Below are 14970 nucleotides of genomic sequence, written 5' to 3' on the forward strand. Positions count from 1 at the left end.
GTGATCACCGCACCGCTCCGAGGGGCATGACCACGACCTCGGCCCCCGCCCTGTCGACAAGCCTTCACTCTCTGGACACCGGTGTCCCGAAGCCGCCGAAAACGGATGGCCGTCAGCCTCCCGCCCGGCCATGCTGACCGGATGGGAGACAGAGCCAACGTCATCGTGGTCCGTGAGAACGGCACACATGAGCTGTACCGGACCGGCTGGGCGGTCGGAATCGACCTCGACCTGCTGGACGGGCCGACGCCAGTTCTCGCCATGCTTCCCGGACTCCGCCAGGACGGCTGGTGGTTGGACGACACCATGGCCCAGGGCGGGATACTGCTCGACCTCGGCCGGAAGGTGCTCCTGTTCTTCGCCTGGGAGGGGCCCAGCACTGAACTCCGCCACCGCGCGGCCATGTTCGAGTCGATCCGAGCGGCGTGGCCGGGCTGGGAGGTCCGCTGGCTGTACGACGGTCCGGCCGAACTGCGCGAGTACGTCGGACTGGACCCGGAGTACGTCCGCCGCCGCGATGCGGACCTCTCTTCGGCCCCGCTCCTGGCCCCCGACGACGAGGACCTGACCGGGTCCGATCCGGGCGGTGTGGTGATCACGGTCGGCGCCGACCGCTGCCACGTCGCCTCCGACGCCTTCGACCACCCGGTCCGCGAGGGCGCCGCCCTGCTCGACCGCCTGGCGGACGCCCCCGGGCACCGGGTCTGCCGCCTGCACGTCAACTCCGGCATCCACCTCGACCCGGAACGCCGCCGTCTGGGCTGGTGGTCCCTCTATTCCTCGCCACAGGCTCATCAAGTACCGGAGTTGTGGCCGGGCTGGACGGTGGAGTTCTGGCAGGACGACTGGGAACAGCACGTCAGAGTCGGCGACCGCTTCTCTCCGGCGCCGTTCGACGCCGGAGAGGAAGCCAGGACCGCGGTGCTCGCCGAGGCCGGGGAGCGCCGGGCTCTCCGGGCCCGCAACCACGCCCTGGTCACTCGTCCACGGACCACGCCGGCTTGATCCCCGGCCGGACGACCGCGACCGGCCCGGCCATGGGCGGCTGACCGGCATCACGCATTCAGGCTCCTTGCGTCGTTGGTGGGTTGGTTCCGGTCACTCGGTGGCGGAACGAGCAACTCCTGCTTCAGAAAGTTGAGTTCACGGGAGTCCCGCTTCGTGTGAAGGAGGCTGTCCCCTTCGAACCACTTCAGGCCGGCGCGGTCATCGGCGCAGCCGCGGAGTCGGTGCGTCATCTCCGTTCAGGGCTGCCTGCACCTGACGGTGACCGGTCTCCTCGCGCGACCAGACGAGCGTCCGACGGCGCGGATTCTCGTGGTCCCAGCTGTCGTGATCCATGACAGCAACGGTGTCCGACAGCCGCCACCGGGAGGAACCCCATGAGGCCTCAGGCACCACCACCAGGCCGTCGAGGAGTTCGAGGGCCGACACGGCAAGGCTGTCCACGGGCCACGGCTTCCATGTCGCGACGGCGTCGGTGAGGGCATGCGATTCGATCAGGTGCAGGAGCGACGGGGCAATGGGGAGGTAGGGACTGCCGCCGTCGACGTCGGTGCCCACACTGCCGTCGGTGTGGATCAAGTCCCGGCACGGCTTCGACACGCGCTCGCCGGTCCATTCGAAGTACCAGCCTCCTCTTCCCGGGTCCTGCCACGCTGCCGTCCGCGGGCCGAGGTGGTCGTACTCCCACCCGCGGGCGGTCTCGTGCCGGTCCCCGTTCACAACCCGGCTACGGCGTACCTCGTAGCGCAGGCCTCCGAATCTCCGCTCGAACCCCTCGCACCGGATGATGAGGTCCATGGGAGCGGGGACGAGTCTCCCCGTGCGGTCGCGCACCCGCCAGAGTTCGATCGGCAGCCCGAACCGAGAGGGGCGCTCGCGCCGGGCTGTGCGGCGCAGGAGGTCTTGTGCGCGGGTCGAGAGCTCGGAGGGATCTTCCAGGATGTGCATCCTGAACTTCTTTTCCGAAGAAACGTGTGTGACTGTCGGGCAGTCACACTACCGGCCGTCGGTACGGGCTCTGCGGCCTGGGTTTTCCATCGGGAGCCGGTCCGGCCGGCCGGGTACTCGGCCACGAGTCGGTCGAACCACTGGACGCGGCAACCGGCAGCCGCTGGGTTCGAGCTCGATGACTTCCCGCTCGAAGAGCACGAGACCACCGGACCTCATGGGCCGACCGCACTCGGGACGAAGCCGTCGCGGCGCTTCTCGGCTCCTTCGCTTCGACACCTCACGGGCACGCCTCGAGGGCTTCGCGCGCCGCGCGGGCTTGAGCATGAGGTCGGGCTCCGTGGCCGGGCAGTTCCGGGGTGCTCACCCGGAAGTCCGGCGAGAGCCGCCGGGCGTGGGGCACCGTCGCCACGGACGGACCGCCCGCGGGCTCAGGCGCGGGTGCCTCCCCGCCCGGCGCATAGCCATGGCACGGCCATGGCTATGCGCCCACGGCGAGGGCGACGGCCCTGCTTCCGGTGCCCGTCCTCGGAACGCGCGTGTCAGGTCCCTGCCCGTCGGAGTCCGTGAAGGCGACCTGTCGCATGTCGGCCACGGCGCGGGGGCCCGTGGAACTGCCGGGGGCGAAGTGCCTCGAATAGCTGGAATTCGGACGGGTACCCCGCGGACATGAAACCGCATCTCCCCGGCCGGAACGATCATCGTGCCGACGACGAGGCCCGACGGCGCGATCGCGTGTCCGTGCCGCCACCCGAAGAAGTCGGCCCCGGGCCCGAGGTGGAACGGCGCGCGCCGGACACACCGACCGACCTGCCGAAGCCGGCGTGGCGAGCCGTGCTGAAAGGCAGCCTGCGCGAGTTCAAGGACGACGAGCTGACCGACCGGGCCGCGGCGCTGACGTACTACGGCCTGCTGTCGCTCTTCCCGGCCCTGCTGGTCCTGGTGTCGGTGCTGGGGCTGACGGGGAAGTCCACCACGGACGCACTGCTGAAGAACGTCGGCGAGTTCGCCCCCGGCTCCGCCCGCGACATCGTCACCAGTTCCGTCCATCAGTTGCAGAACAACGCCGGCCTCGGGTCGGTCGCGGCGGTCGTCGGCGTCCTCCTGGCGGTGTGGTCGGCCTCCGGGTACGTGGCCGCGTTCATGCGCGCCGCCAACGCGGTCTACGACATGCCCGAGGGCCGCCCGGCGTGGAAGATCCTCCCGGTGCGGGTGGGCCTGACGGTCGCGCTGATGGTGCTCGCCCTCGTCAGTGCCGTGATCGTGGTCTTCACCGGCGCCCTGGCCCGTCAGGCGGGCTCGGCCCTCGGGATCGGCGACACGGCCCTGACGGTGTGGTCGATCGCCAAGTGGCCCGTCCTGGTGGTCCTGGTCGTCATCATGATCGCGCTGTTGTACTGGGGAACCCCGAACGCCCGGGTGAAGGGATTCCGCTGGGTGACCCCGGGCAGCGTCCTCGCCCTGGTCATCTGGCTGGTGGCGTCCGCCGCGTTCGCGTTCTACGTCGCCAACTTCGGCTCGTACAACAAGACCTACGGCACCCTGGCCGGCGTCATCGTGTTCCTGGTCTGGCTGTGGATCAGCAACCTGGCGATCCTGCTGGGCCTGGAGTTCGACGCCGAGACCGTTCGCCAGCGGGCGATCGCCGGCGGTCAGCCGCCGGGCAAGGAGCCGTACACCCAGCCGCGCGACACCCGGAAGTGGGACGAGGAGGACCTGCGCCGCCTGGACGAGACCTGACACCCGTGGAGCTGCGTCGGACGAGGCGGCGCACCTCCCCTCGCACCGGCGGACGGAGCCGGTGCGAGGGGAGGTGCTCCCGGCCCGGGCGGAGACGAGGGCCGAAGGGCGGGCGCCACGGCGAGGAAGGTGCCCTCGGCCGTACCCGCGGCGACCGGCGGCTACGGCTGTCCGGTCCTGCCGTACCGGCCGGGTCGCCCTCGGGCGGGTGCCCGTAGGGCGAGGAGGGCGACGTCGTCGTCGTTGCCGGCGGGCCGGACGCGGCGCAGCAGCTGGTCGGTGAAGGAGGCCAGGGGGCGGTGGGCGAGGGCGGAGGCGTGCCGGCGCAGTCGCTGGAGGCCGTCGTCGAGGGTGTGGCCGAGCTCTTCGACGAGGCCGTCGGTGTAGAGCACGAGGGTGGATCCGGGGGGCAGCAGGGTGGTCGCGTCGGGGCGGCGGCCCGCCTGGACGCCCAGGAGTATGCCGTGGCCGTCGGTGAGGTAGTCGGCCAGGCCGTCGTGGCTGATCAACAGGGGCGGTGGATGGCCGGCATTGCTCCAGGACAGTTTCCACTCGTCGCCCTCCGTCTCCTCGACACGGGCGAGGATCATGGTGGCCATGGTGACGTCGGTGATGTGCCGGATCGCCTCGTCGAGCCGTTCGACGATCCGGCTGGGCGGCATGGTCTGGGACCAGGCGTAGGCGCGCAGCATGTTGCGGACCTGCGCCATGCCCGCCGCGGCCTCCAGATCGTGTCCGACGACGTCACCGATGGCGAGGGCGGTGGAGCCGTCGGACAGGGGAAAGGCGTCGTACCAGTCGCCGCCGACCTGCGAGGCGTCGGGTGCCGGCAGGTAGCGGACGGTCATCTCCAGCCCCGGCACTCGAGGCATCTGGGGCAGCAGGTGGTTCTGCATGGTCTCGGCGACCTTGCGCTGGCGCTGGTAGAGGCGGGCGTTGTCCAGGGCGAGGCCGGCACGGCGGGCGATGTCCTCGAGCAGGGGCAGATCGGCGGGGGTGAAGTCTCCCGGGTACCCGGCGCGGCCCAGGGTGAGGGCCCCGAGGACCTCGCGGGTGCTGCGGATGGGGGCGATGGCCGCCGAGCGGATGCCGGTGGCGTCGAACAGGCCGCGTTGTTCCACCGCGATGCCGGAGTCCGGCTCCCGCCGGTAGGTCTCGGGTCCGGCCAGAGTGGAGGCCACTCCGCGCAGCGCCCGGGACAGCGGCATCGGGGACTCCTCCGGGATCGGAGGCATCGGGCCCTGGAGCTCCTCGTGGTACACCAGGGCGTCGCCCTCGGCGTGGACGACGGCCTTGCGCCACACCTCGTCGCGCTCGGTGATCAGGTCGATGACGGCCCAGTCCGCCAGTCGCGGCACCACCAGGGCCACCAGCCGGCGCAGCGCCTCCTCGACGTCCAGGGTGGAGGTCAGCCGAGTGGTGGTCTCCGCCAGCAGCGCGAGCCGCTCCAGTTCCGGCAGCGGTCCGGCCGCGGTCTCCGGCCGCGGATCCGTTTTCCGCAGTCGGGCGAGGGCCTCGAAGACCACCAGCGTGCCGCTCTTCGGGCCACCGATGTCGTAGGGGGCGATCATCCAGGAGATCGGCAGCACGGAGCCGTCCCCACGGACGAAATGGTCCTTCTCCGTCTGGGCGATGCGGCCGAGGTGGAAGGCCTGCCGCATACGGCACCGGGTCCTCGGCAGGGGCTGGCCGTGGGCGTCCCCGTGCAGCAGGTCGTGCGCGTCATGGCCGAGCAGATCGTCGGCGGACCGGGCCAGCAGGTCTTCGGCGTAGGCGTTGACCGCGATGATGCGGCCCCGCTCGTCGACGACGTACGCTCCGGCCCCTATGGCTCCCAGCGTTCCTGCGAGCGTGACAGCGAGCGCATCCGGGGCGGCGTTCTCGTCGGGCTCCGTGTGTTCCGGCACTGCCATTCCTCGTCCCCTTGCTGATCGGCGGCTTCCTGTCGGCCGGCAGGAAGCCCACCACCGGCGTTCGCCTTGCCGAGTGCCCCGGCTTCGCCCGATCCAGACTCGTTCCCGGACACGTCCGGGAAACCGGGGCGCCATGTGCGCCGGATGCCCTTCGGGCGCGACCACGTCAGCCGGTCCGGAACGCCCGGCCGCACCGCGGTCGGCTGCCGCCGGGACGGGCGCGGGCCGTTCCTCCCGGCGCCCTACGGGCCAGGCTCCCCGTGCATCCGGCGCAGGCTCGCCCGGAACCTCCGGCGCAGGAGGTCAGCCGAGCTTTCGCAGCACGTCGGCGATGGTGACCCGGTACGTCCGCAGCGCCCGCAGCCCGGCGGCGTAGCGGTCGCGGTGCCGTGCGATGTCCGCGGCCTGCTTCTGCGCCCGTACGGAGTGCCAGAGCTCGGCCGTGCGGTGGCGGCGCTTGCAGGTGACGTCCGCGACGGCGGTGGCCCGCTCCCGCCGCGTGTGCCCGGTGTTGCCGTCACCGTCCCGTCGCCAGGCGGCGTCCGTGTACGCCGCGACGGGGTCGGGATAGCGCGGGAACCCTTGTTCCGCCACGCAGCGGGACCACACCTGCCAAGCCGCACGGAGGCGCGGGTCGCGCTTGACCGCCTTGTCGACCTCGATCATCCGTGTGTTCGCGTAGAGCCAGTCCCGCTCGAGGTCGATGCCGCGCAGCAGCCGCCGGTTCGCGTCGGCGTTGCAGGTGGGGAAGTCCGCGAACTCGGCGTCGGTCATCCGGCGGCCCTTCGGCCGGGGAGCCAGGGGCTTCGCCGGGTCCCAGCCGTAGCCCCAGCGGCGGGCGGCGGCGAGATCCAGGACGCCGTAGCCGGTGCCGACCGCGACGGCGACGACGGGGTCGCCCGGGTAGCGGGGGTCGAGCGGAAAGTCCGGATGGCCGTGCTCCGCCATGCACTGCCGGACCAGCAACGCCGACGCCCGCTGCGATCGTCGGTAGTCCTGCGGCGTGTAGTCGTAGCGGTCGGCCGGGAGGGGGCCGAGGTCCGACGCCGTGCGGACGACCTCCGGGCGGTGCGCACCGGAGGTGCAGAGCGCGGCCAGTACCACCACGGCACCCAGCCGCCACCCCCGCCTCATCATGCGAAGGAATGCTAGCGGGTGGCGTGCGGCGGTCGGCCATGGCCCCAGCGGCTCGTCCGGACACGTCAACTCCCCGTGGCGGAAAGACCGGTCAGACGGTACCTGTCGTGCGGTCCTCCCGGTCGGCGTACCGCGATCCGGCGGGAAACCCCGTGTTCCCCGGCAGGACTCCCGCTCCACGCGAGCCGCGTCTTCGACCCCGAGGGGCGGCACGTCCGCTCGGACATCTGGTGCGCCGGAACATGGGCCGAGCAGCAGCGGCACCCGTACGGGGACGACTCCCCGCGGGCCCGGGCGGAGGCCCGCCCGGCGGAGCTCCTCGAAGGCCTCCCTCGGCTCGGGTACGGGGGCATCGCGGTCCGTCCCTTCAGGCCGGCCGAGGCCTGGAACGACTGTCCCGTCACCGAACGGTACGTCCTGGACCTCGCCTGCGTCAGGGAACCCGAACCCGTCGACGACGAGGACTGGGCCTGAGAGCGTGCGGTCCGGCGCGGTCCCGGAGGAAGGCTCCTCTGCCGTGCCGGGCGCCTCCTTGCTCCGAGGGTCTGCCGAGCATCAGGTTGCTGGTTCCGGCGCTGGTCGCGAGCACGTCCGGTCGAGAGAACCCCTGGTCACGGGCCGACGGGGAGCAGGAGCCCGTCCGTGAGCCGGAGGAGTTCCCCGGCGGTGGTCGGGAAGACGGTGTGTGGCGTTCCGGCCGCGGCCCAGAGCCGGGGGTATTCGCTCAGGGCCGTATCGACCACGGTGGGGAGCGCCTGGGGGTGGCCGACCGGAGCCACGCCTCCGATCGCCTGCCCGGTGGCCTGACGCACCTGTTCCGGAGTGGCGCGCCGGAGCTTGCCGCGTCCCCACCGGTCGGCGAGCGCTGTGGTGTCCACCTTGTGCCGGCCGCTGGTCAGAACCAGAACGGGCTCGTCGTCGGAGATGAACACGAGGCTGTTGGCAATGGCGCCCACATCGCACCCGAGGGCCTCTGCCGCCTCGGCTGCCGTGCGCGCCGACTCCGTCAGCTCGCGCACCTGACCCGCGACGCCGGCCTCGGCGAGGACGCGGGCCACCTCCTTGCTGCGGACGGGCAGGGACGTGCCTTCCTGGGGCGCCATGTGACTCCTTCGTGCAGGGTGCGTCGTCGTGCGTTCCGTATATGGAACGTTCTGTGTGTGGAACGATAGATCTCTCGGAGGCTCGGATCAACCGGCTTCCGGAGACGAGAAGGGACCCCATGGATCTGGCCGTCGGCGTCGGCTCGCGTGTGCGGGAATTGCGTGAGGCGCGGGGGATGTCCCTGTCCGAGCTGGCGCGCAGGTCCAGGATCGGCAAGGGGACGCTCTCCGAACTGGAGAGCGGCCGGCGCAACCCCACCCTGGAAACGCTCTACGCGCTCACGACAGCGCTCAAGGTGCCCCTGAGCACCGCTCTGCACGGTCTCGAGTCTCCCGCCATGATCTCCGGTAGCGCCGTCGAGGCCGTCCTCGTCGAGAGATTCGAGGCCGATGCCTCCGTCACGGAGACCTACCGGGTCCGCATCCGCTCCGGAGCGACGCAGGAGTCGGCCGCCCACTCCCCGGGTACGACGGAGCACATCATCGTCCACACCGGCACGGCGTGCGTCGGCCCGCTCACCGACCCCGTCCTGATCGGCCCGGGCGCGCACGGCAGTTGGGCCGCTGACGTCCCGCACCTGTATCAGGCGCAGGCCGAAGACGTCGAGGCCCTGCTGGTCGTGCGCCACCCGAAGTGATGAGCCGTTGTCGCCGCTAAATGGCGATGCGGGTCGCGAGGCCGAGGAAAGTCTCATGAACGCCGGCCCTGGGTCGCTGCCCGCCAGAGGCGGCCTGGGGCGGGAATCCCCTCCCTCCGGGGAGGGGAGGACGCCGATCGCAGTATCGGCCTTGCGGCGGCGAAAGCAATGCGCGCGGTGCTCCTGGCGTGCACCGGGCCGGCCGCGGCAGGAGGTGAGGGCGGGGTCCGGGGGCCGCCGGGCGACGTGCCCGGACGGCGGGGTACTTCCGGGACCGACGGGCTTTCACGGTGTCAGAGCATCAGCAGCAGGCGCGTGTTCGGTACGAGCTTCCTGTTCACGCTGGTGCTCTGCACGAAGATGGTGAAGTCGTCGTTGTGGTCGGGCTTGACGCGCACCTCCACGTCGGGCAGGCCGAGCAGGGCCCGGGCCTCGGGACCCGAGTACACCCGGTCCGTCTTCTTCTCCAGCACCGCGATCTGCTTCCGCGCCTGGATCTTCTCGGACTTGCTCAGCTGGTAGAACGCGCCGCCGGTGCGGTAGGTGTGGCCGCACTCGACGACCCAGTCCCGTATCGCCGCGTCGCGGGTCACCGGGACCAGCCGGTACCCCGACGGATCCACCGCGGCGAGGCCGGCCGCCTCGATGGTGTCCTTGTTGACCGCCTCCGCGCCCATGGAGAACACCGCCCGCGATCCCCGGATGCCCTGGGCGCGCCCCACCATGAACTTCTCGGTGGCCTCCCGGATGACCTGCCCGGCCTCCTCCAGGCCCTGCGTGCTGGTGGCGTCCCAGACGGCGATGTTGTCCTTCGGGAAACCGCACTGCATGGCCTCGCGCTTGCCCATCTGGTCCGGCACGAGGACGGCCAGCGTCCAGTTGTCCTCCTGGGTCGCGATCATCCCGGCCACGGCCTTGACCAGTTCGCGCGGATCCCTGGAGGGGGCGTCCGGACAACGGTGGCTCGCGTTCTCCTGCCCGTCCGTGAGCACGAACGTCAGGAAGCTGTGGTCGCCGTACAGTTGGGCCGTCTGCGCCAGCTCGTGCTGTGACTTCAGCGCGGCCGCCAGCAGAGCCGTCATTCCGCCGACCCGGTACAACTGCTTCAGCGAAGGCATCCGCAGCACGTCCTTGTCGTAGATGACGCACTCCACCTTGTCCGCGAAGACGTACACCGTGACCCGGGTCTCCTGGTCCAGCTCCCTCGACCGGCGGGCGAGGTACGCGATCTGCTGGTCGGCGACTTCGACGACCTTCCCGCTCAGGTGCGACATGGACGAACTGGCGTCCAGCACAAGAGCGACGTGGTTGATGTAGTTCTGGTTTCCGGCCATGACAGGTCCCCCTCGTTCCGACTCGATGCATTCACTGTCTCACCCACCACTGACAATCGATCTTGGTTCCCGGGGCGGAACGGTCATGGCGTCCGGGCTCGGCGGCCGGGATGTGGTCGCGGGCGGACGACGGTCCGTCAGCGGCCGGCCTCGGCGTTCTCCGGTACGAGCAAGTCCCTTGTGAACGTCGCTACTTGGCGGGCTCGGGCCACCGCCGTCCGGGAGGGGCCGATGGCTGGTCCTTCCCGGCACCGTTCTAATATCGGCTCGGGAGACATCGGTGTGTGCCAAGGGGAGGGCGGCACTCTTGCGACGATCGGGCGGAACACGTCGAGAGGTCACGGTCGCCTTGCTCTGCGCGGTCGCCGTGCTGTTCCTCGGCGCGTGCGGGACGCAGGTGGCCGGCCGGGGAGGCGACGGGACCCCCTCACCGGCGTCGACCGAGCCGATCCCGTGGACCACGGCGGAGCCTTCCGCGGTCACCGGAGTCCGCCTCGGCGGGGACCGCCGCACGCTGCTCCTCGACGCGCGGGTACCCAGCGGCGCCCACGCGTGCGTGCGCGAGCTCGAGGCCGTGCTGACCGAGCCGATGACGGACCTCGTGCGCGTGCAGGTCACCTTCACCTCGCCGGCCGGGGACAGGGCTTCGGGGTGCACCGGGGAGAGCACGGCCACGGCGAAGGTCAGCCTGCCCGAGCCCCTGGGTGACCGGGACGTGATCGTCGACAACTACACGCGCTTCACCGCCGAAGGCGCCGAGCCCCCCGCGCTGCGGCTGTGCGGAGAGCTGGGCTGCACACCGCCGGCCACCGGCTGCACCCCCGCCTCCTACGAGCAGGCGTTGACGGCGGTCGACGCGCCCGAGCACACCTACCGGAACTCGGAGAGGTGCGACGGGAAGTGGCTGGTGCTGGACTTCTCCTGGCGCACGGGACCCGCCTGCGACGACTCGACGGACCCCGCCTGCTCGGCCCGGCTCGGTGACCGCTGGTTCTTCCGGTCGAAGAAATCCGGCTGGGAGCCGATCAGCCGGACCTCGGCAGGCGGCTGCCGGGACGTGCGGCGCGAGGAACCCGCCTTTCCGTCCTCGCTGTGCCGGTCGCTGGCTCCGCTGTCTTCCGCGCTGCACCCGAGCTACCCGCCGCCGTCCGCCTCCTCGACACCCGGAGCGCGTTCCACCGCGACAGCCACGCCTTGACCCTCCCCTGAGAGAGGGGATTCCTGCTTCCGGAGGCCGTCTCGGCCACGGTGGGCAGGAGGCGGAAACGGCAAGCCGGCCCAGGGCGCAGGGGCGGCAGGGGGCTTCGGGCGTGCCGGCTCAGCGGGCCATGCAGCGGTCCAGCTCCCGCGCCCGCGTGTCCAGCGCGTCGACGACGGAGGCCGGTGAGGGGCGGGAATCGCCGGGAACCCGCATGCCGCACCGGACGTCACCACACGTGTGGGCGGACGCCGGTTCGGTCGGCTCCACCTCGATCCCCGCGCGCCGCGCGAGTGCGACCGCCGTCGCCACGAACCCCTCGGAGAGCGCGAGGACCACGGAGTGTCCCGTCCGGCAGTGCCAGGCGACCAGGCCGCGTACGAACTCCGCGTACACGGCCGGATCGACCTCGAGCGTGTCCGGGTCGCCCCAGTACTTGCCCTGGCCGATTCCCGAGGCCAGTCCGAGTTCCGCCTCGAAGACACCGACCTGCCGCAGGAAGAGGCGGCCGGCACCGCTCGACGGGTTCCACAGCGTCTCGTCGTCGATGTCGAAGTACATGCTCATCGTCGTTCCCCCTGCTCAGCTGCCTCGGCACAGGGTAGAAGAGCGGGCAGGTGGCGGGCACCTGGGTAAAACGGTGCCTCGGAGGCGAGGAGCGTCGCTCCGGCATGGGCGCACGGGCGCCGACGGCCACGTGCGCGGGCGTTCTCCGGTGGGCGCGGGTGCCGCGCCCACCGGTTCCGGACGGCGCGGCCGTACCGCTTCCGCTACTTCCCCGCGCTCTGCACCCGGAGGCTGCCGCGGTCGCTCTCCTTCAGGCCGCGACCGATGATCAGGCGCTGGATCTGGTTGGTGCCCTCGAAGATCTGCATGACCTTGGCCTCGCGCATGTAGCGCTCGACCGGGAAGTCGCGGGTGTATCCGGCGCCGCCCAGCACCTGGACCGCGTCGGTGGTGACCTTCATGGCGTTGTCGGTGGCGATCAGCTTGGCGATCGACGCCTCGGACTGGAACGGAAGTCCCTCGTCCTTGAGCCGGGCCGCGGCGAGCGTGGTGGCGCGGGAGACCTGCACGGCCGCGGCCATGTCGGCGAGGACGAAGGCCAGTCCCTGGTGCTCGATGATGGGCCGGCCGAAGGTCTCGCGCTCCCGTGAGTAGCGCAGCGCGTGGTCCAGCGCGCCCTGGGCGAGGCCCGTGGCCACCGCCGCGATGCCGAGCCGTCCGCAGTCCAGTCCGGCGAAGGCGATCCTGAGCCCCTCGCCCTCCTCGCCGAGCCGGCGGTTCGCGGGGACGCGTACGTTCTCCAGGCGCACGGTGGCGGTGGCGGACCCGGTCAGGCCCATCTTCTGCTCCGGGGGATCGGCCACCACGCCGGGCGTGTCGGCCGGGACGAGGAAGCAGGAGATGGCGCGCGAGCCCGCGTCGGACGTGCGGGCCATGACCGTGTAGAAGTCCGCGTGTCCCCCGTGCGTGGTCCAGGCCTTCGCACCGTTGAGCACGTAGTCGTCGCCGTCCCGTACCGCCCGGGTGCGCATCGCGCCCGGGTCGGAACCGGCATGGGCCTCGGACAGGGCGTAGGCGCCGAGCAGCTCGCCGCTGAGCATGTCCGGGAGCCACTCCTTCTTCTGGTCCTCGGTGCCGAACGAGGCGAGGGCGAAGCAGGACAGCGCGTGCACCGAGACGCCCACCGCCACGCTCGCCCAGACGGCGGCGATCTCCTCCAGGGCCTGGAGGTAGACCTCGTAGGGCTGGTCGCCGCCGCCGAACTCCTCGGGGTAGGGCAGGCTGAGCAGCCCGGCCCGGCCGAGCGTGCGGAAGACCTCGCGGGGGAAGCGTTCCTTGGCCTCCGCCTCGGCGACGCGCGGGGCGAGCTCCTTCTCGGCGAGCTCGCGGGTCAGAGCAATCAGGTCGACGGCTTCCGGCGTGGGGAGCGTGCGGGTCGCGGGCATGGCGTGTCCTCGGTGGTGGTGGTTCGCCGGGCGATATCGATACGCCAGGCGATACAACAGTATCGTTTTTGGTACCGCCAGGCCATGCGGGGCGTCGACGGATCCACCGGCCGTCGACCGGATCCCGTGTTCTGCGGGGGACGGGCCCGGCGCGCGGCCGGCTGCCCTCATGGGTCAGGGGTGGACGCGGCGGCGGGGTGCCGCGGTACCGGGGGAGGCGGAGGGCCCGGACGCGCGGGCCGCCTCGACGGTGCCACGGGCCCGCCCAGCGGCGTCGCGCCGCGGTGAGGCCGCGGGTGAGGCCGGGGTGACGGGCGTCAGGGGGAGACGGCGTGCACGATGAGCGACGCCAGCTCGGCGTAGGCCTCGGCGTCGTTCAGTCCCGTGCGCGCGCCGACCTCGCCGCGCTGGATCTCCTGCATGGTCGTGGCCACGACCTCGCCCACGAACGCGGCGTGGACGTCACGGAAGGCCCCGGCGGCCACGCCGTCCGCGATCAACTGCCGGATCCTGCCCGCGGCGAGGCGCGTATTGGCCTCGTACACCTCGCGGGCCGGTTCGAACTGGGCCATGTCGTCGAGGAACTGCCGGGAGAGCGGTCGCAGCCGCTCGGCGACCGCGTTCAGATAGACCACCACGCGCTCGGAGGGCGCGGAGGTGTCGGCCACCTGCTTCTCGACGGCCTGGGCGGCCTCCCGGAAGTAGTGCTTCACCGCTTCCCGTACCAACTCCTGCTTGCTGCCCGCCAGTTGGTACAGCGTCGTCTTCGAGCAGTGCAGCCGTTCGGTCAGCTCGTCCAGGGTGAACGCCGCGAAGCCCTCCGCCGCCAGCAACGCGACCAGCCGCTCGAGCAGGTCGGTCTGGCGCGCGGTGCGGCGTGTGGACGGCATGATCTCAGAGTAACCGTTCCTCCTTCACCGTGACCGTCGCCCCTCCAGGAGCGTGATCCCGTCCGGGAGACCCGGGCGGCGGGTCTCCCGGACGTCCGGTCCGGTGAGTGGCGGGAGCGGCGCTCCGGGGGCCGAGAGGCGGTCGGGGCACCCGGCCGGTGGTCGCGTCGGCCGCCGACCGGACGGGAGGGCGTCAGGAAGCCTCCTCGGGGGAGGCCGGTGCGGACGACCCGAGGTCCTCCGCCTCCGGGAGCCGCTGCACGTCGACCCCGCGCACCTGCGCCAGCTCATGTTTGAGCGCCGCGAGTTCGACGCCGCCCGCCATGTGGTCGGTGAGCTCCTCCAAGCCGATCTCACCGCGGTCGGCGCTGAGTTCGAGCGTGCCGAGCCGCAGCACGCTGAAGTGGTCCCCGACCATGTACGCGTGGTGCGGGTTGTGGGTGATGAAGATGACGCCGAGGCCGCGGTCGCGGGCGGCGGCCATGTACTTGAGGACGACACCGGACTGTTTGACGCCGAGCGCGGCGGTCGGTTCGTCCAGGATGAGGACGCGGGCGCCGAAGTGCACGGCGCGGGCGATGGCCACGGACTGGCGCTGTCCTCCGGAGAGCGTCCCGATCGGCCGGTCGAGGTCGTCGAGGACGATGCCCATGTTGCGCAGCTCGTCGTCGGCGGTCCGCTTCATCCGGGCGATGTCGAGCCGGCGCACGGGCCAGGGACCCCTGGTCATCTCGGAGCCGAGGAAGAAGTTCCGCCACACCGGCATCAGCGGCACCGTCGCGAGGTCCTGGTAGACGGTGGCGATGCCGCGGGCGAGGGCCTCGCGCGGGGTGCTGAAGCGCACCGCCGTGCCGTCCACGAGCAACTCTCCCTCGCTGTGCTGGTGCAGCCCCGAGATGATTTTGATGAGGGTGGATTTCCCGGCGCCGTTGTCGCCGAGGACACAGGTCACCCGGCCGGGACGTACGGCGAGGGAGACGTCGTGCAGGGCGCGGACGTTGCCGTACGACTTTCCCGCGCCGCGCAGCTCGACGAGCGCGGCGCCGCCGTCACCGGGAGGGGTCTCCGGGCGGACGGCGTCCGCGGTTCCGGTTCCTTTGTCTGCCATGGGT

General features: G+C 71.5%; 14 protein-coding genes. 5 read left to right on the plus strand and 9 right to left on the minus strand.

What is annotated here, in order from left to right; genetic code table 11:
* Positions 1-141 precede the first annotated feature (141 nt).
* Positions 142-1005 (plus strand): hypothetical protein, encoded by an 864-nt coding sequence (locus tag CW362_RS15210; protein WP_103549985.1) that lies wholly within the window; start codon positions 142-144, stop codon positions 1003-1005.
* A 201-nt stretch (positions 1006-1206) separates the two neighbouring features.
* On the opposite strand, the gene CW362_RS15215 is transcribed toward CW362_RS15210, so the two are convergent.
* Entirely contained in the window at positions 1207-1953 is a 747-nt protein-coding gene (locus CW362_RS15215) for a hypothetical protein (protein ID WP_103549986.1), read from the minus strand.
* A gap of 669 nt (positions 1954-2622) precedes the next feature.
* Between CW362_RS15215 and CW362_RS15220 the strand changes: the two genes are divergently transcribed.
* Positions 2623-3693, plus strand: coding sequence for a YihY/virulence factor BrkB family protein (locus tag CW362_RS15220; protein ID WP_103549987.1), 1071 nt, complete (start codon positions 2623-2625; stop codon positions 3691-3693).
* Positions 3694-3854: 161 nt separating this feature from the next.
* On the opposite strand, the gene CW362_RS15225 is transcribed toward CW362_RS15220, so the two are convergent.
* Positions 3855-5606, minus strand: coding sequence for a SpoIIE family protein phosphatase (locus tag CW362_RS15225; protein WP_103549988.1), 1752 nt, complete (start codon positions 5604-5606; stop codon positions 3855-3857).
* 303 nt (positions 5607-5909) lie between these two features.
* Positions 5910-6743 carry a hypothetical protein gene (locus tag CW362_RS15230; RefSeq protein WP_240657805.1) on the minus strand — a complete coding sequence of 278 codons (834 nt, stop codon included), beginning with the start codon at positions 6741-6743 and terminating at the stop codon, positions 5910-5912.
* A gap of 75 nt (positions 6744-6818) precedes the next feature.
* Here CW362_RS15230 and CW362_RS15235 point away from each other — a divergent pair, with 75 nt between their 5' ends.
* A complete protein-coding gene (locus CW362_RS15235; protein WP_103549989.1) occupies positions 6819-7217 on the plus strand; it encodes a hypothetical protein in 399 nt (132 codons plus the stop codon).
* A 137-nt stretch (positions 7218-7354) separates the two neighbouring features.
* Here CW362_RS15235 and CW362_RS15240 read toward each other — a convergent pair whose 3' ends face one another.
* On the minus strand, positions 7355-7846 hold the full coding sequence (locus CW362_RS15240; RefSeq protein ID WP_103549990.1) for a YbaK/EbsC family protein: 492 nt from the start codon (positions 7844-7846) through the stop codon (positions 7355-7357).
* Positions 7847-7965: 119 nt separating this feature from the next.
* On the opposite strand from CW362_RS15240, the gene CW362_RS15245 reads away from it, so the two are divergent.
* Positions 7966-8484, plus strand: a complete 519-nt coding sequence (locus CW362_RS15245) for a helix-turn-helix domain-containing protein (protein WP_103549991.1) — start codon at positions 7966-7968, stop codon at positions 8482-8484.
* 293 nt (positions 8485-8777) lie between these two features.
* Here CW362_RS15245 and CW362_RS15250 read toward each other — a convergent pair whose 3' ends face one another.
* The gene (locus tag CW362_RS15250) at positions 8778-9818 is read right to left on the minus strand and encodes a vWA domain-containing protein (RefSeq protein WP_103549992.1); all 1041 of its coding nucleotides are present in this window, start codon (positions 9816-9818) and stop codon (positions 8778-8780) included.
* A gap of 307 nt (positions 9819-10125) precedes the next feature.
* On the opposite strand from CW362_RS15250, the gene CW362_RS15255 reads away from it, so the two are divergent.
* Positions 10126-11016, plus strand: a complete 891-nt coding sequence (locus tag CW362_RS15255) for a hypothetical protein (RefSeq protein ID WP_206300962.1) — start codon at positions 10126-10128, stop codon at positions 11014-11016.
* 120 nt (positions 11017-11136) lie between these two features.
* On the opposite strand, the gene CW362_RS15260 is transcribed toward CW362_RS15255, so the two are convergent.
* The 4 genes from CW362_RS15260 to CW362_RS15275 form a co-directional block, all read right to left on the minus strand.
* Entirely contained in the window at positions 11137-11583 is a 447-nt protein-coding gene (locus CW362_RS15260) for a DUF6086 family protein (RefSeq protein ID WP_103549993.1), read from the minus strand.
* A 203-nt stretch (positions 11584-11786) separates the two neighbouring features.
* Positions 11787-12968 carry an acyl-CoA dehydrogenase family protein gene (locus CW362_RS15265; protein WP_103549994.1) on the minus strand — a complete coding sequence of 394 codons (1182 nt, stop codon included), beginning with the start codon at positions 12966-12968 and terminating at the stop codon, positions 11787-11789.
* A gap of 317 nt (positions 12969-13285) precedes the next feature.
* A complete protein-coding gene (locus CW362_RS15270) occupies positions 13286-13858 on the minus strand; it encodes a TetR/AcrR family transcriptional regulator (RefSeq protein WP_103549995.1) in 573 nt (190 codons plus the stop codon).
* 193 nt (positions 13859-14051) lie between these two features.
* Positions 14052-14966 carry an ATP-binding cassette domain-containing protein gene (locus CW362_RS15275; RefSeq protein WP_103550051.1) on the minus strand — a complete coding sequence of 305 codons (915 nt, stop codon included), beginning with the start codon at positions 14964-14966 and terminating at the stop codon, positions 14052-14054.
* Positions 14967-14970 lie beyond the last annotated feature (4 nt).

Origin of the sequence: Streptomyces populi (genome assembly GCF_002911015.1) — a bacterium.
GTDB lineage: Bacteria > Actinomycetota > Actinomycetes > Streptomycetales > Streptomycetaceae > Streptomyces > Streptomyces populi.

Excerpts from the sequence above, each read along its gene's own strand:
- CW362_RS15210 (WP_103549985.1), top strand. The coding sequence starts at position 142 with ATGGGAGACAGAGCCAACGTCATCGTGGTCCGTGAGAACGGCACACAT.
- CW362_RS15215 (WP_103549986.1), bottom strand. The coding sequence starts at position 1,953 with ATGCACATCCTGGAAGATCCCTCCGAGCTCTCGACCCGCGCACAAGAC.
- CW362_RS15220 (WP_103549987.1), top strand. The coding sequence starts at position 2,623 with ATGAAACCGCATCTCCCCGGCCGGAACGATCATCGTGCCGACGACGAG.
- CW362_RS15225 (WP_103549988.1), bottom strand. The coding sequence starts at position 5,606 with ATGGCAGTGCCGGAACACACGGAGCCCGACGAGAACGCCGCCCCGGAT.
- CW362_RS15230 (WP_240657805.1), bottom strand. The coding sequence starts at position 6,743 with ATGATGAGGCGGGGGTGGCGGCTGGGTGCCGTGGTGGTACTGGCCGCG.
- CW362_RS15240 (WP_103549990.1), bottom strand. The coding sequence starts at position 7,846 with ATGGCGCCCCAGGAAGGCACGTCCCTGCCCGTCCGCAGCAAGGAGGTG.
- CW362_RS15245 (WP_103549991.1), top strand. The coding sequence starts at position 7,966 with ATGGATCTGGCCGTCGGCGTCGGCTCGCGTGTGCGGGAATTGCGTGAG.
- CW362_RS15250 (WP_103549992.1), bottom strand. The coding sequence starts at position 9,818 with ATGGCCGGAAACCAGAACTACATCAACCACGTCGCTCTTGTGCTGGAC.
- CW362_RS15260 (WP_103549993.1), bottom strand. The coding sequence starts at position 11,583 with ATGAGCATGTACTTCGACATCGACGACGAGACGCTGTGGAACCCGTCG.
- CW362_RS15265 (WP_103549994.1), bottom strand. The coding sequence starts at position 12,968 with ATGCCCGCGACCCGCACGCTCCCCACGCCGGAAGCCGTCGACCTGATT.
- CW362_RS15270 (WP_103549995.1), bottom strand. The coding sequence starts at position 13,858 with ATGCCGTCCACACGCCGCACCGCGCGCCAGACCGACCTGCTCGAGCGG.
- CW362_RS15275 (WP_103550051.1), bottom strand. The coding sequence starts at position 14,966 with ATGGCAGACAAAGGAACCGGAACCGCGGACGCCGTCCGCCCGGAGACC.